Source organism: Streptomyces sp. NPDC020747 (assembly GCF_044334695.1).
In the GTDB taxonomy this organism is placed as follows: domain Bacteria; phylum Actinomycetota; class Actinomycetes; order Streptomycetales; family Streptomycetaceae; genus Streptomyces.
In genome coordinates, this window is sequence record NZ_JBIRTJ010000008.1 from 318,351 (window position 1) to 339,047 (window position 20,697).

General features: G+C 69.5%; 16 protein-coding genes. 10 read left to right on the forward strand and 6 right to left on the reverse strand.

The window, feature by feature from the left end; translation table 11 throughout:
• Window positions 1-3: 3 nt before the first annotated feature.
• The gene (locus tag ACH4YP_RS22820; RefSeq protein ID WP_398492107.1) at window positions 4-1,383 is read right to left on the reverse strand and encodes an ABC transporter substrate-binding protein; all 1,380 of its coding nucleotides are present in this window, start codon (window positions 1,381-1,383) and stop codon (window positions 4-6) included.
• A gap of 83 nt (window positions 1,384-1,466) precedes the next feature.
• Entirely contained in the window at window positions 1,467-2,582 is a 1,116-nt protein-coding gene (locus ACH4YP_RS22825; protein ID WP_361054257.1) for an enolase C-terminal domain-like protein, read from the reverse strand.
• Window positions 2,583-2,701: 119 nt separating this feature from the next.
• Here ACH4YP_RS22825 and ACH4YP_RS22830 point away from each other — a divergent pair, with 119 nt between their 5' ends.
• Both ACH4YP_RS22830 and ACH4YP_RS22835 read left to right on the forward strand, forming a co-directional pair.
• Window positions 2,702-3,469 (forward strand): FadR/GntR family transcriptional regulator, encoded by a 768-nt coding sequence (locus ACH4YP_RS22830; protein ID WP_361054260.1) that lies wholly within the window; start codon window positions 2,702-2,704, stop codon window positions 3,467-3,469.
• Window positions 3,470-3,567: 98 nt separating this feature from the next.
• Window positions 3,568-5,577, forward strand: a complete 2,010-nt coding sequence (locus tag ACH4YP_RS22835; protein WP_361054263.1) for a right-handed parallel beta-helix repeat-containing protein — start codon at window positions 3,568-3,570, stop codon at window positions 5,575-5,577.
• 172 nt (window positions 5,578-5,749) lie between these two features.
• On the opposite strand, the gene ACH4YP_RS22840 is transcribed toward ACH4YP_RS22835, so the two are convergent.
• Window positions 5,750-6,364: a helix-turn-helix domain-containing protein gene (locus ACH4YP_RS22840; protein WP_361054266.1), complete on the reverse strand. Its 615-nt coding sequence runs from the start codon at window positions 6,362-6,364 to the stop codon at window positions 5,750-5,752.
• Window positions 6,365-6,517: 153 nt separating this feature from the next.
• Here ACH4YP_RS22840 and ACH4YP_RS22845 point away from each other — a divergent pair, with 153 nt between their 5' ends.
• The 6 genes from ACH4YP_RS22845 (at window position 6,518) to ACH4YP_RS22870 (ending at window position 14,472) form a co-directional block, all read left to right on the forward strand.
• Entirely contained in the window at window positions 6,518-7,984 is a 1,467-nt protein-coding gene (locus ACH4YP_RS22845; RefSeq protein WP_361054269.1) for an MFS transporter, read from the forward strand.
• A 62-nt stretch (window positions 7,985-8,046) separates the two neighbouring features.
• A complete protein-coding gene (locus tag ACH4YP_RS22850) occupies window positions 8,047-10,305 on the forward strand; it encodes a glycoside hydrolase family 3 C-terminal domain-containing protein (RefSeq protein ID WP_398492110.1) in 2,259 nt (752 codons plus the stop codon).
• 11 nt (window positions 10,306-10,316) lie between these two features.
• Window positions 10,317-11,342: an alpha/beta hydrolase gene (locus ACH4YP_RS22855; RefSeq protein WP_398492112.1), complete on the forward strand. Its 1,026-nt coding sequence runs from the start codon at window positions 10,317-10,319 to the stop codon at window positions 11,340-11,342.
• On the forward strand, window positions 11,335-12,225 hold the full coding sequence (locus tag ACH4YP_RS22860) for an alpha/beta hydrolase fold domain-containing protein (RefSeq protein WP_361054278.1): 891 nt from the start codon (window positions 11,335-11,337) through the stop codon (window positions 12,223-12,225). The genes ACH4YP_RS22855 and ACH4YP_RS22860 overlap by 8 nt, the downstream gene beginning before the upstream one ends.
• A gap of 82 nt (window positions 12,226-12,307) precedes the next feature.
• On the forward strand, window positions 12,308-13,510 hold the full coding sequence (locus ACH4YP_RS22865) for a family 1 glycosylhydrolase (RefSeq protein WP_398492114.1): 1,203 nt from the start codon (window positions 12,308-12,310) through the stop codon (window positions 13,508-13,510).
• A complete protein-coding gene (locus ACH4YP_RS22870; protein ID WP_361054284.1) occupies window positions 13,507-14,472 on the forward strand; it encodes an alpha/beta hydrolase in 966 nt (321 codons plus the stop codon). Before ACH4YP_RS22865 ends, ACH4YP_RS22870 begins: the two co-directional genes overlap by 4 nt.
• A 121-nt stretch (window positions 14,473-14,593) precedes the next feature.
• Here the strand turns inward: ACH4YP_RS22870 and ACH4YP_RS22875 are convergent, their stop codons facing one another.
• Window positions 14,594-15,169 carry a helix-turn-helix domain-containing protein gene (locus ACH4YP_RS22875; protein ID WP_361054286.1) on the reverse strand — a complete coding sequence of 192 codons (576 nt, stop codon included), beginning with the start codon at window positions 15,167-15,169 and terminating at the stop codon, window positions 14,594-14,596.
• 80 nt (window positions 15,170-15,249) lie between these two features.
• Between ACH4YP_RS22875 and ACH4YP_RS22880 the strand changes: the two genes are divergently transcribed.
• Complete coding sequence (locus ACH4YP_RS22880; protein WP_361054289.1) at window positions 15,250-16,017, forward strand: SDR family NAD(P)-dependent oxidoreductase; 768 nt, start codon at window positions 15,250-15,252, stop codon at window positions 16,015-16,017.
• Between the two features lie 23 nt (window positions 16,018-16,040).
• Here the strand turns inward: ACH4YP_RS22880 and ACH4YP_RS22885 are convergent, their stop codons facing one another.
• Both ACH4YP_RS22885 and ACH4YP_RS22890 read right to left on the reverse strand, forming a co-directional pair.
• Window positions 16,041-17,441: a HAMP domain-containing sensor histidine kinase gene (locus ACH4YP_RS22885; protein ID WP_361054292.1), complete on the reverse strand. Its 1,401-nt coding sequence runs from the start codon at window positions 17,439-17,441 to the stop codon at window positions 16,041-16,043.
• On the reverse strand, window positions 17,435-18,166 hold the full coding sequence (locus tag ACH4YP_RS22890) for a response regulator transcription factor (protein ID WP_361054295.1): 732 nt from the start codon (window positions 18,164-18,166) through the stop codon (window positions 17,435-17,437). Before ACH4YP_RS22890 ends, ACH4YP_RS22885 begins: the two co-directional genes overlap by 7 nt.
• Window positions 18,167-18,390: 224 nt before the next feature.
• Here ACH4YP_RS22890 and ACH4YP_RS22895 point away from each other — a divergent pair, with 224 nt between their 5' ends.
• Entirely contained in the window at window positions 18,391-20,619 is a 2,229-nt protein-coding gene (locus tag ACH4YP_RS22895; RefSeq protein WP_361054298.1) for an MMPL family transporter, read from the forward strand.
• Window positions 20,620-20,697 lie beyond the last annotated feature (78 nt).

Consider the following 20,697-nt stretch of genomic DNA (forward strand, 5'->3'; position numbering starts at 1 on the left):
ACCTCAGCGCTCGACCGTGTAGCCGAGGGACTTGGCCTTGTCGGAGATCGCGGTCTGCCAGGTGCCGAGCGTGCCGGTGAGCGTCTTGCCCGAGTTGAGAGCGGGGACGACGGTCGAGGCGTAGATCGCCTCCTGGCTGTACTGGGTGGCGGACCAGCCGGGCCACACCCGCTCGGCGGCCTGCTGGAGGACGGGGCCGATGTCATTGGCGAAGTAGCCGGTCGTGGCCTGGTTGGCGAGCCAGGCGGTGGCGGCCTCCTTGTAGGCGGGATAGGTGCCGGCGGTGGCCTGGTAGTCGTTGGAGGTGGTCATCCACGTCACCAGGTCGGAAGCAGCCTTGAGGTTCTTGCTGTGGGAGGAGACGAACCACAGTCCACCGCCCACATTGCCGGTGTAGTTCGTGCTGTCGCCCTCGAACTTGAGAGGAGCGGCGGCCGCGACCTGGCCCTTGGGCGTCTTGAAGGTCGAGTTGAACAGCACCTGGCCGTACCAGGACGGGCCCGGGAGCATGAGCACTTTGCTGGCCTTGTTCTTGACGAAGCCGGCGCTGAAGACGGTGTCCTTGGAGACCGACCCCTTGGCGATCAGGCCGTCGAGCAGCTTGGCCATCCGGGTGCACTTGGGGTCTTCCAGGTTCACCTTGACCTTCTTGCCGCTGGTCACGGTGCTCGCGGGACACTGGCTCGCCCAGAAGTACACCTCCGGGGAGAAGGAGTCACCGGCGGTGCCGACGAGATAGCCCGGGTGATCCTTGGCGACCTTCTTCCCGAGGGCCTGATACTCCTCCCAGGTCTTCGGGACGGTGTACCCGAAGTCGTCCATCAGCTTCTTGTTGTACCAAAGGACGTTCTGCGCAAGGTCGTTGCGCACGCAGTAGGTCTTGCCGTTGAACTCGCACGGGTCCAGGGCGCCGTCGGCGAAGCCGCTGAGGGTGCTCTTCGGAATGATGTCCTGGTCGACGGGGGCGGCGTAGGGCGTCTTGCCCTGGGAGGCCCAGCTGCCGTCGTTGACGTTCGCGGTGAACGCGACGTCGGGCCAGCCACTGCCGGTCCGGTCGAACAACTGCACCTTGGTCTGCAGGTCGTTGGCTCCGTTGGCGTCGCCGCTGTACGTGACGATCTTCATCTTCACGTCCGGGTGCGCCTTCTGGTAGGCCTTCACGCCCGGTACGCGGGTGGCGTCGGCCCATACCGTGATCTCGCTGCCCGCCTTCTGGGGCGCGGGGGAGAACTTCGCGGCGGGCCCGTTCGCCGCCGGGGTGGGATCCGCGCTGGCGCACCCGGCCAGCGAGAGCAGAGACATGACACCGAGGGCCGCGATGGCGCCGGTGACGCGTGTACGGGAGGAGCGTGGGCCGGAGGAGTACCGAACACCGTTGTTCATGGCTGACCTCGTTTTGCGCTGGGATGCCGGACGGTCGTGAGGAGCAGAGGAGTTGAGGGGACGTGGGCGGGGACGCCCTGTGGTCATGCCTTGGGCGGGGTGACCGTCTCCGCGTCGACGTACTGCTGGAGTACGGACGGGTACTTGAGTCCGGCGGGCAGCGCGACGCCGGGACCGGAGGGGGCGTGGACCATGCCGGCGGCGTCGATGCCGCTCTCGCGGCTGATGGGGTTCCCCATCACCAGGGACTCGTAGTACGTGGTGTTGGAAATCGCCATGCACAGGTGCCGGTTGGGGATCTCGGGTCCGTGCACCTCGGCGCGCAGCCGGAAGGCGTCGGCGAGGTGGGCGGTGCGCATGGCGCCGGTGAAGCCGCCCCGCAGCTGGGTGGAGGCACGGACGCCGAAGGTGGCGGCGCCCGCCTGGATGAAGTCCGCGGAGTTCATGTGCGCCCCGTCCGAGGTCTCGGCGACGAGCAGGGGCACCCGTACCGCGTTCGCCAGGCGCTGGTACGCGGTGACGCTGAACTCGCGCATCGGCTCCTCGTACCAGAGATAGCCGGCATCGGAGAGGGCGTGGCCGAGATGGACGGCGTCGGGCAGATCGAAGCCCGCGGAGCCGTCGAACATCAAGGGGACGTCGTCGCCCACATGCTCGCGCAGCGCCACGGACAGCTTGGCGTCGCGCCGCGCGTCGCCCCAGGCGTGCAGCTTGATGGCCGGGTAGCCGAGCTCCAGCGCCTGGTCGGCGATGTCCAGGTACTCCGCGACGGAGGAGTAGGTGACGGTGGAGGCGTACGCGGGGATGGAGGTGCGGTAGCCGCCCAGCACCTCCCAGGTGGGCCGACCGGCGAGCCGCCCAGCCAGATCCCACAGTGCCGTGTCGACCAGACCGAGCAGATACAGCGGCAGTTCCTCGATGCGGTCCAGTTCCCACATCCGGTGCCAGAGCCATTCGCGGCGCAGCGGATCCTGGCCCAGCAACTCCTCGCGCAGCACGCGGTCCAGCAGGTCCGCCAGCATGACGGCGGAGCCGCGCCGCGGGCTCATCGCCACACCGTCGACCCCGTCGTCGGTACGGATGTGCAGTACGGCGGCCTCGCCCTCCGGCGGGCTGCCCCGAAGGCCGTCCCGCCAGACGAACGGCGGGTCGGCGGCGGGGACACGGATCGGATAGCTGGCGACATCGGTGATGCGCACGGTGTCCCACCTCACAGAGAAGCTGAAAATGCCTCGATAACGTAAGTCGTCATACGAATGTCGTCAAGCCATTGGCGGTTAGAATGCGGGCACACATCGGAGCGGAGGGGGCGGTCACCATGACGGAGACGGGCACGGACAGCGGCGGGGGTCCGCCCGCGCTGCAGCCCTGGCTCAGGCGGCCCGCCCGGCTTGCGTACGCCGTCGTGGAGGCGCTCGCCGACCGGATCGTGGCGGGCCACTTCCCTCCGGGCTCGGCGCTGCCCATCGAGCCCGAGCTGTGCGAGACCTTCGGGGTCAGCCGCACGACCGTCCGTGAGGCGGTCAAGGCCCTGGAGGCGAAAGGGCTGGTCCGCGCCAGGCAGGGTTCCGGCACCACGGTCACCCCGCCGGAGGACTGGAACCTGCTGGATCCCGTCGTGCTGGCCGCCACCTTCCAGCATGACGACCAGCTCGTGGTTCTCGACCAGCTCGTCGGCGTGCGGTCGGCGCTGGAGTCCCAGATGGCCGCCCAGGCGGCGGTCCTGGCGACGGAGGAGGATCTCCGTGGCATCGAGGAACTGCTCGTCCGGCTGGATACGGAGACCACGGCTCCGTACAGCTTCATCGAGACGGATCTCGTCTTCCACGGCCGGATCATGGAGGCGTCGCGGAACCGCCTCGCGAGTTCGATCGTCCGCAGCGTCCACACTCAGGCGCGGACCACTTCCCTCTACAGTGGCGCGCCCGACGTCCGAGCCTGTGAACTGGCCAACGTGGAGCACCGGCAGCTGATGGAGTGCCTGGTCGCCCGGGATCCCAAGGGGGCCGCGCAGGCCATGACGTCGCACATCGAGGATGCCTGGCAGCGCCGCCGCTCACCGGCCGGCCGTCGGCCGACGGAGTAGCGGCCGACACCTCTTAAGTTACCGCGTAGTATCTATTGCCGACATTCGTATGACGACTAATGTAACCGCACTTCGTCTCCGTCACTGGAAGGTGCCACGTGCGGTTCATTCGTTCATTCACCTCGCCGCAGGACCGGTTGAGCAGAGCCTGCCTGACCGGGGTCACGGCCCTCGCCGCGGTGACCGCGACGGTGCTGGCCCAGGCGACGCCGGCCTTCGCCGCGCGGGCGACGACCCTCTACGTCTCACCGGACGGCCAGGGCACCGCCTGTTCAGTGGCCCACCCCTGTTCGATCACTCAGGCCAAGGCGAAAGTACGGACCCTCAACGCGCACATGAGGGCCGACATCGTCGTCCGACTCGCAGGCGGCACCTACCGGTTGGCCGCGCCGCTGACCTTCACCCGGGCCGACTCGGGCACCAACGGGCACAGAGTCGTCTGGCAGGCCGCGCCGGGTGCCCGCCCTGTCATCTCCGGGGCGCGGAAGGCCACCGGATGGACACGGCAGGACTCCGCCAAGAACATCTGGAAGGCCAAGGTCGGCACCGGGTTCGACATCCGGCAGCTGTACGTAGACGGCGTCCAGGCCACCCGCGCCCGCACCCAGCTGGACCGCGCCGACCTGACCTCCGACGCCAACGGCTACACCTTCACCAGTGACGCGCTGAAGTACCTCAACAGCCTGGCCGATCCCGGCCGTACCGAGATCGACGCCCTGGGCTCCTTCACCAACCGGTACTCACCGGTGGCGGGCATCCGCGACGGCGTCATCACCATGAAGCAGCCGGCCTGGAACAACAACACCTTCGGCTACGACACCATCGGCAACCCCTTCCGCAAGGGGCCGCTGTACATCGAGAACGCGTATGAACTCCTCGACTCGGCGGGGGAGTGGTACCTGAACACCCGCACCGGAACCCTGTACTACAAGCCCCTCCCCGGGCAGAACATGTCCACCGCCGACGTGGAGATGCCGAGGCTCGAGTCGCTCCTCTCCATCGGCGGCACCTACCAGGCCCCGGCGACTCACATCACCTTCTCCGGCCTGCAGTTCTCGCACACCAGCTGGCTGCAGCCGTCCACCGGCCAGGGGTACGCCAACCAGCAGACCGGCGCGTTCATCCACGGCGCCTGGGACCGCCCGTCGGACGCGCTGGACTCCTGCCAGTACGGCTGCAAGCTCTTCGAGGCGACCCGTCCCCACTGGCACCAGATGCCGGCCGCCGTCCAGGTGTCCGCCGCCTCCCACATCAGCTTCACCGGCAACCGGTTCACCCAGCTCGGCCAGGTGGCCCTCGGCATCGGCAACGACGCCAACGCGCACACCACGGGAGTGGGACTCGGCGCCGACACCATCAGTGTGACCGGCAACGTCTTCACCCAGGGCGCGGGCGGCGGGGTCGTGGTCGGCGGTGTCCAGGCCGACGCCCACCACCCCAGCGACAGCCGCATGACCAACCGGAACATCACGATCAGCAACAACGTGATGCACGATCTCGCGCTGGACTACCGGGACATGACGGCCGTGCTGGTCACCTATGCCACCAACGCCACGGTCTCCCACAACGAGATCTACGACATGCCCTACACCGGCATCGCGATCGGCTACGGCTGGGGCACCAACGACCCCGGGGGCAGCCAGGACTACGTCAACCGCGGGCTGTACGACTTCCAGCCCGTGTACTCCACCCCCACCACCCTGAAGAACGTCAGGGTCACGGGCAACCACCTGCACGACGTGATGCGGACGATGGACGACGGCGCCTGCATCTACACCCTCTCCGCCGCGCCGGGCACCCTCATCGACCGGAACTACTGCGCCGACAACAACGGCCACTACGGCATCTACCACGACGAAGGGTCACGCGACTACACCGACGTCAACAACGTCTTCCGCGACACCGGCGACTGGGACCACGAGAACTCCAACGCCACCAACAACACGGGCGCGCTCACGGTGACGGACAACTGGACGAGCAACGCCTCCATCAGCCTCACCGACGGAGTGCGCGGCAACAGGGTGACCGGCACGGTCGTCGTCAGCGACGACAACTGGCCCCGCGGCGCCGAACGAGTCATGAAGAACGCCGGCGTCCACCCCAAGTGACCCGCTAACCCGCCCACCGGTGAAGTCGAACGGACGGCCGGTGGTGCACGATCCCCCACCCGCAGGCGGCTGCTGACTTCCCATCAGCAGCCGCCTGCGGGTCGGCTCGGTGATCTCGCCCACGGTGCGGACGTAGAACTCCCCCTGGGACAGCCGGACTTGGGCAAGCGGTTCACTCGTCGGCGTTGCGCCCGCATTCGCCTGCGAGCTCCAACAGGGCGCCGAGGGCCCTGAGTCCGCGGGTCATGTCGATGCTCTTGTCGTACTGCCAGAGCAGCTGAAGGCCGTCCATCGCGGCGATCATCAACTGGGCGAGATCGTCGGCGTCCATCCCCGCGGGGAGCTCTCCGCGGTCCTGTAGGTGGCTCAAGGAGTGCCGACCGAGGTTCCGGCTCTGGTCGTAGCGCTCCCGGAAGTACTCGTGAGCCGGGTGCTCGGGAGCTGTGGCGTCCGCCGAGAGGTTCGAGTACAGCGTCACCAGGCCCGGCACCGTGGCGTTGCGATCGACCAGTCCGGCGAGGCGCTCGATCATGGCCGTCGACGTCTCCGGAAGCTTGTCCGTGTCGTAGGCGTCCGCGTCGATCTCGTCGCGTCGGCGGAGCACCTCGGTGAACAGCTGTTCCTTGGTGCCGAAGTGGTGGACGAGTCCGGTGATGCTGAGGTTCGACGCATCTGCGAGCTCACGCAGAGTGGCTCCACTGAATCCGTGTTCGGCGATCACTTCGAGGGCGGTGGCGAGGATCTCCTCGCGCTTGGCCAGCCCCTTGGGGTACGAGCGACGGGTCATGTCCCGAGATTACTCGACGCCGATAGTCCTTGCGGGAAGAAACCGTAAGACTTACTGTTTTGCTGCCGACGGCGACTGAGCCGTCGTTCGACCAGTTGATTCCGAGCATCAGGCGGAACTGCTTCGTTCAGTGACGAGCGATCGGGGTACCTCATGACAGCGCCTTCCATCACTGACGCCCCCGACAGTGATCCGGCCCCCGCGGACCCCGCCTCAGCCGCCGAGGTACTCGCCCCCACCGAGCCCGGCACCTCCCCGAAGTACCTTCGTGGTCGCGCCCTTCGACGCTATGCGCTGTGGTACGGACTCACGCTCGCGGCCTTCTCCAGCATCTGGGGTGGAGTCGGCGCTCTGCTGCTCCCCAACCAGGTTCAGACCCTGGAGTTCGCGAAGTTCTTCACGGGCCGCGATGCCGGCGCAGACCTCCAGAAACTGACGACGCTCAAGAACGCCATCGCGGCGGGTACGGCGACGGCCACGCCGGAGCAGAGCCGGCTGCTGGGGATCCTGGCCGATTTCGATGCCAGTCGGGCGCAGTCCCTGGCGTTGGTCGCATCCGTCGGCCTGATCGCGACGATGATCGCGCAGCCGCTGATCGGTGTCTTCTCCGACCGGACCCGCAGTCGATTCGGTCGTCGCGCCCCATGGGTTCTCGTGGGCGCGTTCGTCGGCGCCGGATTCCTCGTCGGGGTCCGCTTCGCACCTTCCGTGGCCATCCTCGTCGTGCTGTGGGTCATCGCCTCGGTGGCGCTGAACGCCGCGGTCTCCCCGCTGGGGGCGACACTCGCCGACCGTATTCCGGAGACCCGGCGTGGCAGCATGTCGGCGATCGGCGGCTTCGGCTCGTTCCTGGGCGGCGTGATCGGCAGCGTCGGTGCAGGCGCCGCCCTCTCGGCACTCGGCCTGAACAGCTACTTCGTCTTCGCCGCACTCGTCGTGGTGTGTGTCGTGCTCTTCGCGTGGCGGGTGAAGGACGGCCCCTCGCTGGATCTGCACGTGCCGGTCTTCGAGTGGAAGTCGTTCCTTCTCGGGTTCACGTACGCGGTACGCAATCGGGACTACCGGTGGGTCTGGGTGGCTCGCATCCTGCTCACCTTCGGGTACGGAGTGTCCGGGGCCCTCGGCCTGTACATGCTCCAGAGCTATGTGGAACCCGCCCTCAGCGTGGACGAAGCCACCAAGCTCGTCCCCCTGTTCGCCCTGGCGGCACTGCCTTCCACCGTGATCGCGATCCTCGTCGCCGGCCCGCTCTCCGACCGGTTGAACCGCCGGAAGTCCTTCGTCTTCGTGGCTTCGGTTCTCATGGCGTTGTCCATGGCCATCCCGCTGCTCTCGCCGACGGTCCCCGCCCTGTTCATCCAGGCCATCGTCGCCGGATTCGCCTTCGGCATCTACATACCGGTCGATCAGGCGCTGGTCGTCGACGTACTGCCGGACCCGAGTGCCGCCGGGCGTGACCTCGGTGTGGCGGGCCTCGCCACCAACCTGGGCCAGTCGCTCGGTCCGGCCCTCGCCGGAGCGGTCGTGTCGGTCACCGGCGGATACCGATTCGTATGGGTGGCCGCGCTCGCGCTGGTCGCTCTTGCCGCGATCGCCATCCTGCCCGTCCGCAGACGCTGAGCCGCTGCCACTTCTCCTCTCCTCCTCTTCTCCTCATTCACTGACCGGCCTTTAAGGGACCCATGTCTGACATCGCACCCACGCTTGACGAACTGACCATCGAGCAGAAGGCCGCTCTCGGCAGCGGGGCGGACTTCTGGACCACCACCGCAGCCGACGGCGTCCCGTCGATCCTGATGACGGACGGCCCGCACGGGCTTCGCAAGCAGGAGGGCGCCACCGACCACCTGGCGCTCTCGGGCAGTCTCCCGGCGACCTGCTTCCCGCCGGCGGTGGCCCTGAGCCAGACCTGGGACCCCGCCCTGGCGTTCCGGGTGGGCGAGGCACTCGGCCGCGAAAGCCAGGCCGCGGGGGTCCACGTCCTGCTGGGGCCGGGCGTGAACATCAAGCGTGATCCCCGAGGAGGACGGAACTTCGAGTACTTCTCGGAGGACCCGCTCGTCTCGGGAGCCCTCGGCTCCGCATGGGTGTCCGGCCTGCAGAGCATGGGCGTCGGCGCCTCGCTCAAGCACTTCGCCGCGAACAACCAGGAGACCGACCGGATGCGGGTGAGCGCCGACATCGATCCGCGCCCGCTGCGGGAGATCTACCTCCGCGCGTTCCAGAAGGTGGTCGAGGAGGCGCAGCCGTGGACGGTGATGTGCTCCTACAACCGCGTCAACGGCGTGCACGCGTCCCAGAACCGCTGGTTGCTCACGGAGGTGCTGCGTGAGCAGTGGGGCTTCGAGGGGCTGGTCGTCTCCGACTGGGGCGCCGTGGCCGACCGGGTGGCGGCGGTTGAAGCCGGCCTCGACCTCCAGATGCCCGGCAACGACGGTTTCGACGACGCCAAGGTGGTCGCCGCGGTGGGCGACGGGAGTCTCGCCCCCGACGTCGTCACGTTGGCCGCCGCCCGTGTCACCCGCCTCGCCCGCCAGGCAGTGGAGGGGCGACGCCCGGAGACCACATGGGACACCGAGGACCACCACGACCTCGCCCGCGAAGTCGCCTCACGAGCGATCGTGCTGCTCCGCGACGACCAGGGTCTCCTTCCCCTCGATCCCACCCAACGCCTCGCCGTCATCGGTGAGTTCGCCGCCCGGCCGCGCTACCAGGGCGGCGGCAGCTCGCATGTGAACGCGATCCGGGTCGACGTGGCACTGGACGAGATCCTCGCCCGCGCCCCGCACGCCGAGGTGTCCTACTCCGCGGGCTTCGCGTCCGACAAGCCGTCCGACAAGGAGACGGTGGCGGACCCGGCGGCGCTGCGGGCGGACGCGGTGCGGGCGGCGACGGACGCGGACGTGGCCGTCGTCTTCCTGGGCCTGTTCGACAGCCAGGAGACCGAAGGCGTAGACCGCACCGACATCGAACTGCCCGCCGACCAGCTCGAACTGCTCGCGGCGGTGGTCGCCGCACAGCCGCGTACCGTCGTGGTGCTCTCGCACGGCGGCGTCGTCCGCCTCGCGCCCGTCGTCGCCGGGCCGTCGGCCATCCTCGACGGCGCACTGCTCGGCCAGGCCGGCGGCAGCGCGCTCGCGGACGTCCTGTTCGGCATCGTCAACCCTTCCGGACGCCTCACGGAGACGGTCCCCGACCGACTCGAAGACACGCCGTCCTTCACCAACTTCCCCGGCGAGCGGATGCACGTGCGCTACGGCGAGGGCATCCACGTGGGCTACCGCTGGTACGACGCACGCTCGATCGACGTCACGTTCCCGTTCGGGCACGGCCTGTCCTACACGACCTTCGCGTACGAGTCGCTCGCGCTGGAGGCGGAGGGCGACACCGTGAACGTACGCGTCACCGTCCGCAACACCGGCGAGCGGGCAGGCCGCGAGATCGTCCAGCTCTACGCGTCACGGGACGACTCCACGGTCGTACGCGCACCGCGGTGGCTGGTGGGCTTCGGGGCCGTCGACCTCGCACCGGGTCAGTCCGGCGAGGTCGAAGTCACCGTGCCCAGGCGGGAGTTCGAGTACTGGGACGAGGAACTCCAGGGCTGGCTCGTCGAGGGCGGCGAGTACCGCGTCGCGGCGGGCGCGTCGAGCCGGGACATCCGGCTCTCCGACACGGTCGAACTCGTCGGGGAGATCGCGCGTTACCGACTGGGAGCGGACTCGTCGATCGGCGAGGTCCTGCGCGATCCCATCGCCGGTCCCGCCTTCAACGAGGTCTTCGCGGCGATGTTCGAGCAGTTCTCGGGCGCCGAGGACACCGACTACGGACCGATGCTGGACTCGCTGCCGTTCGGACGCTTCCTCACCACCGTGGGCGGGGCGCTTCCCCCGGGCATGGTGGACGACGTGCTCGCACGCGCGAACGCGGCCAACGGCTTCTAGGGGAGAGGGAGATGACGAACATGACCGACGACAGCGAGCGTCCGTACGTCGTTCTCGCCGAGCGGCGGGTGCCGGTTCCCCGGTCGATCAGCCCCGAGGCGCAGCGCAAGCTGGCCGAGTTGGCCGACATGCCGCGGACGACCTTCCCGGACGCACAGGACGAGGCCGGCTGGCGAGTCAGTGTCGCTGCCCAGATCGAGCAAGAGCTGTCCATGCTTCCGCCCGGCGCTGTGCAGGGCATGGCCGCCAACTACGGGGTCGACCTCACGGTCGGGCGCGTCGGTGACGTCCCCGTCCACCAGGCCACGCCGCACGGGTGGGACGAGAGCGACAAGCGGGTCGTCCTCATGCTGCACGGCGGCGGGTGGATCCAGGGCGGCGGCGAAATGGCCGCGGTGATGACCGTCCTCGAAGCGGGGACCCTCGGACTTCCCGTCAGAGGCGTCGACTACCGCATGGCACCGGACCACCCCTATCCGGCCCCGCTCGACGACTGCCTCGCCGTCTACCGCGCACTGTTGAAGGAGACGGATCCGCGGCTGATCGCGATCACCGGCACCTCCGCGGGCGCGAACCTCGCGGCGGCGACCGTGCTCCGGGCCCGCGACGAGGGACTGCCGGTGCCGGGCGCGATGTCACTCTGGTCGCCGTCGGTCGATCTCACGCGCGACGGCGACACCTGGCACACGCTCGACGGTCTGGACCCGATCATCGGCCGGCACATGGGCACGCTGATGGACTACTACGCGCGCGGCCAGGACCCTCGCGACCCTTACCTGTCACCGGTGTTCGGCGACCTGTCGGGCTTTCCGCCGACCCTCCTCGGGTCCGGCACCCGCGACGGGCTGCTGTCCGACACCGTGCGCTTCCATCGCGCGCTGCGCCGCGCCGGCGTGGACGCCCAACTCCATGTGCACGAGGCCATGACGCACTCCGCCTTCTTCGGGGGCGCACCCGAGGAGGCCGAAGTGGGCGCCGAGGTCAGGGCGTTCGTCCACGAACACCTGCGGACCGGCAAGGAGGACGACGGTGCCTGACACGGCGGCGACCCGCTCGCGCCGCACCGCCGTGCGCACGATCGACAAGTCGGTGAAGCGCCCGGGCGGTGAGATCCCGATCCGCGACTACCTCCCGGAGGACGCACGTGACGGCGCCGTGCCACTGCTGTGGATCCACGGCGGTGGATGGATGTCCGGCGGCCTCGACCAGAAGGAGTCGCATGCGGTCGCGAAGGCCATCGCGAGCACCGGCCGACCCGTGCGCACGGTCGACTACCGCCTCGCCCCCACACTCGGACTGCGCGACCTCACAGCCCGCTCACCGCTCGTGCTCGAACCGTCCGACAGCCGCTACCCGGCCGCGCCGGACGACGTGGTCGCCGCCATCGTCGACCAGGTGGCATCGGCGGAATCAGGAGACGGCCGACTGTTCATCGGTGGGGCGAGCGCCGGGGCCAACCTCGCGGTCACGGCCGCCGTCGCCCTCCGACAGAACGCCGATGTAAGGCCGTTGGGGCTCGCGCTCGCGTACGGCGGATTCCACTCCACGCTGCCCCCGCTCCCCGAGTCGGTGCGCTCACGGCTGACCGGGATCGCCAAGCGGATCGCCTTCACGCCGGAGTCGTACGACCGGATGACCCTCAACTACGTCGGCGACAAGGGTCTGTTCGCGGCGGCCTTCCCCACCGGGTCCGACCTCGCGGGACTGCCGTCGGCGCTCGTGCTGGACGCCGACCGGGACACCCTTCGGGCCTCCGGGGAGCAGTTCGTGTCCGACCTGCGGGCAGTCGGCGTCGAGGTCGACCACATGATCGTCGACAAGACGCTGCACGGATTCCTCAATCACCCCCGGGGCCGCGGCTTCCGCCGGGGTGTCCAGGCGATGGGCGAGTGGCTCGACGCCCACGACCGACAACAGTGACCGACCAGCAGTAGTGACCGACCGACCGGATGCCGCCGCCCGTAGAACGACCGATCGACCGCTCGACCCGAAAAGAGAGACCATGAACCGTTTTCCCACCGACTTCTTGTGGGGCGCGTCCACCGCTCCGCACCAGGTCGAAGGCAACAACGTCAACAGTGACTGGTGGGCACGGGAGCAGGTCACTCCCGGCATGGCGCTCAGCGGTGACGTGCTCGACAGTTACCACCGCTACGGCGAGGACATGCGACTGCTGGCCGACGCCGGCCTGAACGCCTACCGTTTCGGGATCGAGTGGGCGCGCATCGAACCGATCCCCGGCCACTTCTCGAAGGCGGAACTCGCGCACTACCGCCGCATGATCGACACGGCCATCGGGCTCGGGCTCACACCGGTCGTGACGCTGCACCACTTCTCCAGCCCGAAGTGGTTCGCCGACGAGGGCTCGTGGATGACCGAGCGCTCGATCGAGCGCTTCACGAGCTACGTCACCACGGCGACGTCGATCCTGGAAGGGGTCGAGTGGGTTTGCACCATCAACGAGCCGAACATGCTGGCGATGATGGGCGCGATGATGAAGGCCACCGAGTCGGGCGAGGACGACTGGCAGAGCCCGACGGTCGAAGGCGACGTACAGATGGTGCTGCCCGCCCCTGACCCGGAGGTCGGACGCCGTCTCGCGCGCGCCCACGACGCGGCCCGCGAGATCCTCAAGGAGCGGACCGACGCCAAGGTCGGCTGGACGATCGCCAACCAGGCGCTCACCGCCAAGCCGGAGCACGAGGCGAAGCTCATCGAGGAGCGCTACGTCCGGGAGGACCTGTACCTGGAGGCCGCGAAGAACGACGACTTCATCGGAGTCCAGGCCTATTCCACCCAGGAGGTCGACGCGAACGGCCCCGTGCCGCACGCGCCGCACCCCGACAACACCCTCGTCGGATCCGCGTACCGGCCGGACTCCCTGGGGATGGCGGTGCGCCACGCGTGGCAGGTCACCGGCGGCGTCCCGGTGCTCGTCACCGAGAACGGCATCGCCACGGACGACGACAACCGCCGCATCGCGTACACGACCGAGGCGTTGCAGCACCTGTCCGCCGCCGTGGACGACGGCGTCGATGTCCGTGGTTACCTGCACTGGAGCGCGCTCGACAACTACGAGTGGGGCCACTGGGAGCCGACGTTCGGGCTCATCGCGGTCGACAGGGAGACCTTCGAACGGCAGCCGAAGCCGAGCCTGGCCTGGCTCGGCAACCTCGCACGATCCGGAAAGGGACCGACGACATGACAGAGCGGGCAGAACACGACACCGAGTACGGCCTGAGTGCCGAGGCCCGGGCATGGGTGGACATGCTGAAGGCGAACCCGCAGCCGCCCCCGCCCGAACCGGAGGACATCGAGGCGTGGCGTGCCATCGCCGCGTTCACCGCGACGCCGGAGCTGGCCGACGCCATCGGGCTCGCGACCACGGGCGCCGTCAACACGGGCGTTCCGGTCGAGGTCCACACCGTCGACCTGCCGAACACGGTCGTGCAGGTCGGCACCCCGGAGGGGCTCGCGCCCGACGACCGGCGCGTCCTGCTCAGCATCCACGGCGGGGCGTTCACGATCGGAGGCGGCGCGGCGACCCGAGCGGCGACGGGATTCGTCGCTGGCGCCTACGGAGTCACCACGTGGAGCGTCGACTACCGCATGCCGCCCGACCACCCGTTCCCCGCTGGGCTGGACGACTGCGTCGACGCCTACCGCGCCCTCCTGGAGAGCCACGACCCGGCCTCGATCGCGGTCGGCGGAGTGTCCGCCGGTGGAAACCTCACCGCCGCCCTGCTCCTGCGGCTCCAGGAGGAGGGGCTGCCGATGCCCTGCGCGGCCGTACTGAACTCGCCCGCCGTTGATCTCACCCTGTCCGGCGACAGCGTGGTCAACGGCGTTTCCGACGACGGCCTCGGGCTCATGAACAACGTGAGGCTGTACACGGGCGACCACGACCTCAGGGATCCGGGTCTCTCACCGCTCTACGGGCGGATCGGCGACGACTGGCCGCCCACGATCCTGTTCAGCGGTACCCGTGACTACCTGCTCTCGGACACCGCTCGCATGCACCGGAAGCTGCTCGCGGCCGGTGTCCAGGCCGAGCTGCACGTCTTCGAAGCGGCCCCGCACGGGATGTTCGGGGGCAACGCCCCGGAGGACGGTCTCCTCGTCGCCCAGGCCCGGCGGTTCCTGGAGGCGGCGTGGGGCAAGCGCTGACGACCGACGTCGCCCACCCCTGATGGCCTGAGCCGGCATCGGATGTTCCGGTGCCGGCTTCGGTGGGTGTTCCGGCGCGGGCGCCGGAACACCTGCGGCCCATGGGCATGGTGGCCAGTTGTCAGCCGAGTTGTCCTCGGTCGGTGAAGAGCGCTCGGTGCAGCATGGCGTGGACTCGGTCGTTCAACTCCTCGCGGTGGACGACGTCGTTGTCCGTCATGGCGCCGGCGGCCATGGGGAAGGCCAGCATCAGATCCTCGACGTCGACGTCGGGACGGACGAGTCCGGCCTCGCGGCCACGTTCGAGGTGTGGCCGGAACGCGGCCACGGTCCGGGCGGACAGGCCGGTCAGCCAGTCGACGTCCGCGCCGGACAGGACCTGCGCCAGGCTGCGGTTGTCGCGCTGGCTGTCGAGCACGAAGTCGAGGAGACGTATGACGCCGTCGGGGCGCTCGCCCAGGGCGGCGGCGTGCTGCTCGATGCGTGCGACGTTGTCCTCGTAGACCGTCGCCGCGAGTTCCTGGCGGGTGGCGAAGTTGCGGTAGATCGTGGTCCGGCTGACGTCGGCGGCGCGGGCGATCTCATCGAAGGCGACGTCGGGCCCGTGCTCGGCGAACGCCTGACGGGCGGCCGCCAGCAGCCGCTCCCGATTGCGGGTGGCGTCTCGTCTTTTCGTGCGCTGGACGTCCTGTGACATGCGACGCAGACTACTGGCAATTATCCGTACACGCATGTACGTTTCGTAGGTAGTAACGCTCAACCTGAAGGAGACAGCTGATGCAAGGCCTCGAGAACAAGGTCGTAGTCCTCGCCGGAGCGGGTGGGCTCGCCACCGCGACAGCGGGGTTCCTGGGTGCCGGCGGTGCAACGATCGTGGTGAGCGACGTCGTCGAGGCCTCGGCCGAGGCCACGCTGGCCGCCGCCCGTGAAGCCGGCGGAGAAGGCGTCGCCATGGTCGTCGACATCTCGGACGAGGACCAGGTCAAGAGCCAGATCGACCGGGCGGTGAAGGAGTACGGGCGGATCGACGGACTCTTCAACGTGGCCGCCAACATCCATCCGGACGAGGTCGCCAAGGACACCAACGCCGTCGACATCGACCTGGCCGCCTGGCAGCGCACGATCGACGTCAACCTGACGGGCTATCTGCTGACCCTCAAGCACGCACTGCCCTACATGATGGCGGGCGGTGGCGGCTCCGTGGTGAACACCGTGTCCGGTGCCGTCTACGCCGGTATGGCGGACAAGGTCGCGTACTCGGTGACCAAGGCCGGGGTCACCGCGCTGACCCGGCACGTCGCCCGCAAGTACGGCAAGGAAGGGATACGCGCGAACTGTGTCGCGCCGGGCCTGGTGATGACGGAGGCGACGAAGCTGAACCTCCCCGAGGACTTCCGCGACATGATCCTCACGGGTACGCCGGCGCCACGGCACGGCAAGCCCGAGGACATCGGTGCCACGGTGGCGTTCCTGCTGTCCGACCTGGGTGAGTGGATCACCGGTCAGGTGCTGTGCGTCGACGGCGGTACCTCGATGCGCCCGTAGGGGAGCGTCGGGCGAGCCGTCGTTCACCGGGCGGGCAGGACCACCTCGATCAGGGTTCCCCCGCCGGGCGGGCTCTCGACGCGGACGGTGCCGCCGTGCAGGTCGGCGACGGCCGCGACGATGGAGAGGCCGAGTCCGCTGCCGCCGCGTGCCCGGCTTCTGCTCTTGTCGGCGCGGTAGAAGCGGTCGAAGACATGGGGGAGGGCCTCGGCAGGGATGCCGGGGCCCTCGTCGCGCACACGCAGGACGGCGTCCTCCTTCACCACCGACCTCATCACCGACAACTCGACCGAGCAGGCGGCTTCGGGCGGCGTGTGCATGCGCACGTTGGCCAGCAAGTTGGCCACGACTCCGCGCAGTTGGGCTTCGTCCCCCCATACCGTCACGTCGGCGCTCACGGTGACTGCCCAGGGGCGGGTCGGCTCGACGGCCGCCGCGTCCCGGCAGGACTCGGAGACCACCCGGCTGAGGTCGACGGGTTCGAGGTCGGCCGGGTCGTCCTCGTCGAACCGCGCCAGCATGAGCAGCGATTCGACGAGGCGCGTCATCCGGTGCACCTCGGCCACCACGCGGTCCATGGCCTCGTCGACCGACTGGGTGTCCGGCAGGGCTCCGAGCTGGTAGAGCTCGCCGTACCCGCGGATCGACTGCAAGGGGGTGCGCAGTTCGTGCGAGGCGTCCGCGACGAACTGGCGCAGCCGCTCCTCCGAGGAGTCGCGGGCGGCGAGCGCGGAGTGGATCTGGTCCAGCATCCGGTTGAGGGCGTCGGAGAGCCTGCCCACCTCGGTCCTCGGCGCGATGCGGGCGTCGACCAGGCGTGGGGCGAAGTCACCGGCGGCGACCCGGTCCGCGGTGCGTGCGGCGTCCTCCAACGGGCGCAGCGAGCGCCGTACGACCAGGACTCCCAGCACGGCCAGGATGACATCGGCGAGCAACTGGACGGCGATGACCACGAGGACGGCCCGGCGGACCGCGGCCTCGGTCGCGGCGGTGTCGACGGCGGCCACGGCCGTCCGTCCGTCGGTGAGCCGCGCGGTGGCGAGCCGGTACTTCGCATGACCTGTCGACGTGTCCGCCGATACGGTCACCGGCGTGTCGGCGGCGGGCGGCGGGTCCGGATAGCGCGGGCCCGGGCCACGGGGGCGTTCGTCGCCGCTGAGGAGAGCGATGTACAGATCGCCGCCGAACCTGACCCACCCGTACCCGGTGGAGTCCTTGCCCGCGATCTCGACGCCGGCGGAGTCGGCGGTGGCCATGCCCGCGGTCGTCGTGGTCAGCCGATGGTCGAGTTCCTCGTACAGCGAGGAACGCAGCGCGGAGAACGTCACGATGCTCGTGACCGTCAGCACGCCGTTGAACAGGACGATGAGCAGGATGCTGATCCGGGTGCGCAGCGGCCGGTCGCGCCACCAGGTCCTCAGCACCCCGCGGTCCTGAGGCTGTAGCCGACACCGCGGTGGGTGTGGATCAGCCGTTCCCCGTGGCCGTCGATCTTGCGGCGCAGATAGCTGATGTAGGTGGCCACCACCGTGTCGTCGCCGTTGAAGTCGTACGACCACACGTGTTCCAGGAGCCGGGCCCGGGTGATCACCTTGCCCTGGTGCAGCATCAGGTACCGCAGGAGCCGGAACTCGGTGGGGGAGAGGTCGATGAGGGCGCCGGCCCGGCGAACCTCGTGGGTCAGGGTGTCGAGGGTGAGGTCGGCGACCCCGAGCGTCGGGTCGCTGGGGCGGTGCGCCCGGGTGCGGCGCAGGACGGCACCGATACGGGCGGCGACCTCGTCGAGCCCGAACGGCTTGGTGATGTAGTCGTCACCGCCCGCGGTGAGCCCCCGTACGAGATCCTTGCGCGTGTCGCGGGCGGTGAGGAAGACCACCGCGACCGGCAGGCCGTCGGCGCGCAGCCTGCTGAGGACCTCGAAGCCGTCGCTGTCCGGCAGCATGATGTCGAGCAGCACCAGGTCGGGCAGGAACTCCCGGGCCAGGGTCAGCGCCTCGCGGCCGGTGGCGGCGGTGCGCACCTCGTACCCGACGAACCGCAGGAACCGGGCGACGGTGTCCACGATCGCCGGTTCGTCGTCGACCACCAGCAGCCGCCCCCGCACCCGCGGCACCTCCGGCTCCGCGTCGGCGGCCGCCTCGTCATTCATCGGTGAAGCCTCTCCCTGCATGTCATGCCGTCGTCCCGTGATCAAGGGTGCCCGACGGTCAGGGCGCCTTCCATGGGAGTTCCGTGTGAGAAGCGTCCCGGAGGGGGCCGAACCGCGTTGACGGGCCGGGACGGCTCATAGCGTCGCGGTGTCGGGCCCCGCGTCGTCTCCACTCCACGTGTGTCGGGCCCTCCCGTCTGCGCGCTCACTTCCAGGGAGTTCTCTTGTCCACGTTCCTGTACCGCCTTGGGAGGTTCTCCTACCGGCGCAAATGGACGGTGATCATCGGCTGGCTCGTCGTGCTGTGCGCCCTCGGCGCGTCGGCCGTCACCCTGATGAAGCCGTTCACCTCCTCCACCAGCATCCCGGGAACCGAGGCCCAGAAGGCCTCCGACGCCCTCGGCAGGGAGTTCCCCTCCGGCGGTGACGGGATCACCGGGAAGATCGTGTTCCGCGCGCCGCAGGGCGAGACGGTCACCGCCGGCGCGGCGGGCGACGCGGTCCGCACGGCCACCGCCCGGATCGCGAAGACCCCCGGCGTGGAGTCCGTGACCGCCCCCTCGGCCGCGGCGGGGAACGTCTCCCGCGACGGCCGCACCGGCATAGGCCAGGTCACCTTCACCGCTGAGAAGTCCGCCGATGTCAGCGCGTCCTCGGTCGAGGAGATCGAGGCGGCGGCCGAACAGGCACGCTCCGGCGATCTGACAGTGGCCCTGGGCGGCCAGGCCTTCGACCCCGTGGAGACGGCCGCCGGTGGTGTCGGCGAAGCGGTCGGCATGCTGATCACCCTGATCGTCCTGATCCTGGTGTTCCGCTCGCTGCGCGCCTCCGTCGTCCCGCTGGCCATGGCCATGGTGGGGGTGGCGATCGGTGTCCTGGCCCTGCTGACGCTCACCAGCGTCGTCGACATGGACAGCACCGCGCTGATGCTCGCCCTGATGCTGGGCCTGGCCGTCGGCGTGGACTACGCGCTGTTCATCGTCTCCCGGCACCAGACGCAGGTCAGGGACGGCATGGACCCGGAGGAGTCCGCGGGCCTCGCCGTGGGCACCGCCGGTTCGGCCGTGCTGTTCGCCGGGGCGACGGTGGTCATCGCGCTCGCCGCCCTGACCGTCGTACGCATCCCGTTCCTCGCGATCATGGGACTCGGCGCCGCCCTCACCGTCGTCGTCGCGGTGCTGCTGGCGCTCACCCTGCTGCCCGCGGTACTGGGCCTGCTGGGCCCGCGCATCGCCTTCAGCCGGATCCCGGCGCTGCGCAGGTCCGCGCAGCGCTCGCTGGACAAGCAGCGCTCCGGTGCGGTCGGCGCGGGCGTGCGCTGGGCGCGGCTGATGGACCGGCGCCGCTGGGCCGTCCTGCTGCTGGGTGTGGTCGGCCTCGGGGTGCTCGCGGTGCCTGCCGCCGATCTGCGGCTCGGGCTGTCGCTGCCCAGCACCAACGCGGAGGCCGTCCGCGCGCAGAAGATGACCGACGACGCCTTCGGCCCCGGCTACAGCGGCACGCTGGTCATCCTGGTCGAGGGCGACGGGGCCAAGGCCACCGAGTCGGCCGCCAAGGAGATCGCCAAGGCCGCGGCCGGCCTGCCGGACGTCGCCTCGGTCGCGCCCGCCAGGCTCAGCGGCAACGGCAACGCGGCCATGGTCGGCGTGGTGCCGCGGAGCGGTCCCCAGGACGAGCGCACCGAGCAGTTGCTGCACGACATCCGGGCCGCCCGTGACGGCATCGAGAAGTCCACGGACGCGGAGATCAACGTCACCGGCTCCACCGCGGTGAGCATCGACGTGGCCAGGAAGCTCACGGAGGCGCTGCCCGTCTACTGCCTGGTGGTCATGGGTCTCGCGGTCCTGCTGCTGACCCTGGTGTTCCGTTCGATCGCCGTGCCGCTGAAGGCCGCGCTGGGCTTCCTGCTGTCGCTCGGCGGCTCGCTGGGCGTCCTGGTCGCCGTCCTGCAGTGGGGCTGGCTCTCCTCCGTGCTCGGCACCCAGGCGAGCCCGACCGTCATCAGCTTCCTGCCGATCCTGCTGATCGGCATCCTGTTCGGCCTCGCCATGGACTACGAGGTCTTCCTCGTCTCCCGGATGCGCGAGGAGTACTCGCGCGGCAAGGCTCCGGTGGCGGCCATGGTGGACGGCTTCGGCCACGGCTCGAAGGTCGTCACCGCCGCCGCGGTCATCATGGTGAGCGTCTTCGGGTCCTTCGTCTTCGTCGACATGCAGGTCACGAAGGGCATGGGTCTGGCCCTGGCGGTCGGCGTCCTGCTCGACGCGTTCGTCGTCCGGATGTGCCTGGTGCCCGCGGCGATGTCCGTCCTCCAGCACGCGGCCTGGTGGCTGCCGCGCTTCCTGCACCGGGCGCTGCCGCACGTCGACGTCGAGGGCGAGAAGCTGACCCGCCGGCTGGCGGGTCCGGCGGAGGCCGACCGGGACAGGGACCTGCTCGCGTCCCACCAATAGGACCCGGAACCCAGCGACCCACAACCCACGACCCACAACCCACGGCTCAGGACCGACGGCGGCGGGAACGGACGTACT

Bases quoted from the DNA above. Each gene is read 5' to 3' on its own strand.
- ACH4YP_RS22820 (WP_398492107.1), bottom strand. From the start codon at position 1,383: ATGAACAACGGTGTTCGGTACTCCTCCGGCCCACGCTCCTCCCGTACA.
- ACH4YP_RS22830 (WP_361054260.1), top strand. From the start codon at position 2,702: ATGACGGAGACGGGCACGGACAGCGGCGGGGGTCCGCCCGCGCTGCAG.
- ACH4YP_RS22840 (WP_361054266.1), bottom strand. From the start codon at position 6,364: ATGACCCGTCGCTCGTACCCCAAGGGGCTGGCCAAGCGCGAGGAGATC.
- ACH4YP_RS22845 (WP_361054269.1), top strand. From the start codon at position 6,518: ATGACAGCGCCTTCCATCACTGACGCCCCCGACAGTGATCCGGCCCCC.
- ACH4YP_RS22850 (WP_398492110.1), top strand. From the start codon at position 8,047: ATGTCTGACATCGCACCCACGCTTGACGAACTGACCATCGAGCAGAAG.
- ACH4YP_RS22855 (WP_398492112.1), top strand. From the start codon at position 10,317: ATGACGAACATGACCGACGACAGCGAGCGTCCGTACGTCGTTCTCGCC.
- ACH4YP_RS22865 (WP_398492114.1), top strand. From the start codon at position 12,308: ATGAACCGTTTTCCCACCGACTTCTTGTGGGGCGCGTCCACCGCTCCG.
- ACH4YP_RS22870 (WP_361054284.1), top strand. From the start codon at position 13,507: ATGACAGAGCGGGCAGAACACGACACCGAGTACGGCCTGAGTGCCGAG.
- ACH4YP_RS22875 (WP_361054286.1), bottom strand. From the start codon at position 15,169: ATGTCACAGGACGTCCAGCGCACGAAAAGACGAGACGCCACCCGCAAT.
- ACH4YP_RS22880 (WP_361054289.1), top strand. From the start codon at position 15,250: ATGCAAGGCCTCGAGAACAAGGTCGTAGTCCTCGCCGGAGCGGGTGGG.
- ACH4YP_RS22890 (WP_361054295.1), bottom strand. From the start codon at position 18,166: ATGAATGACGAGGCGGCCGCCGACGCGGAGCCGGAGGTGCCGCGGGTG.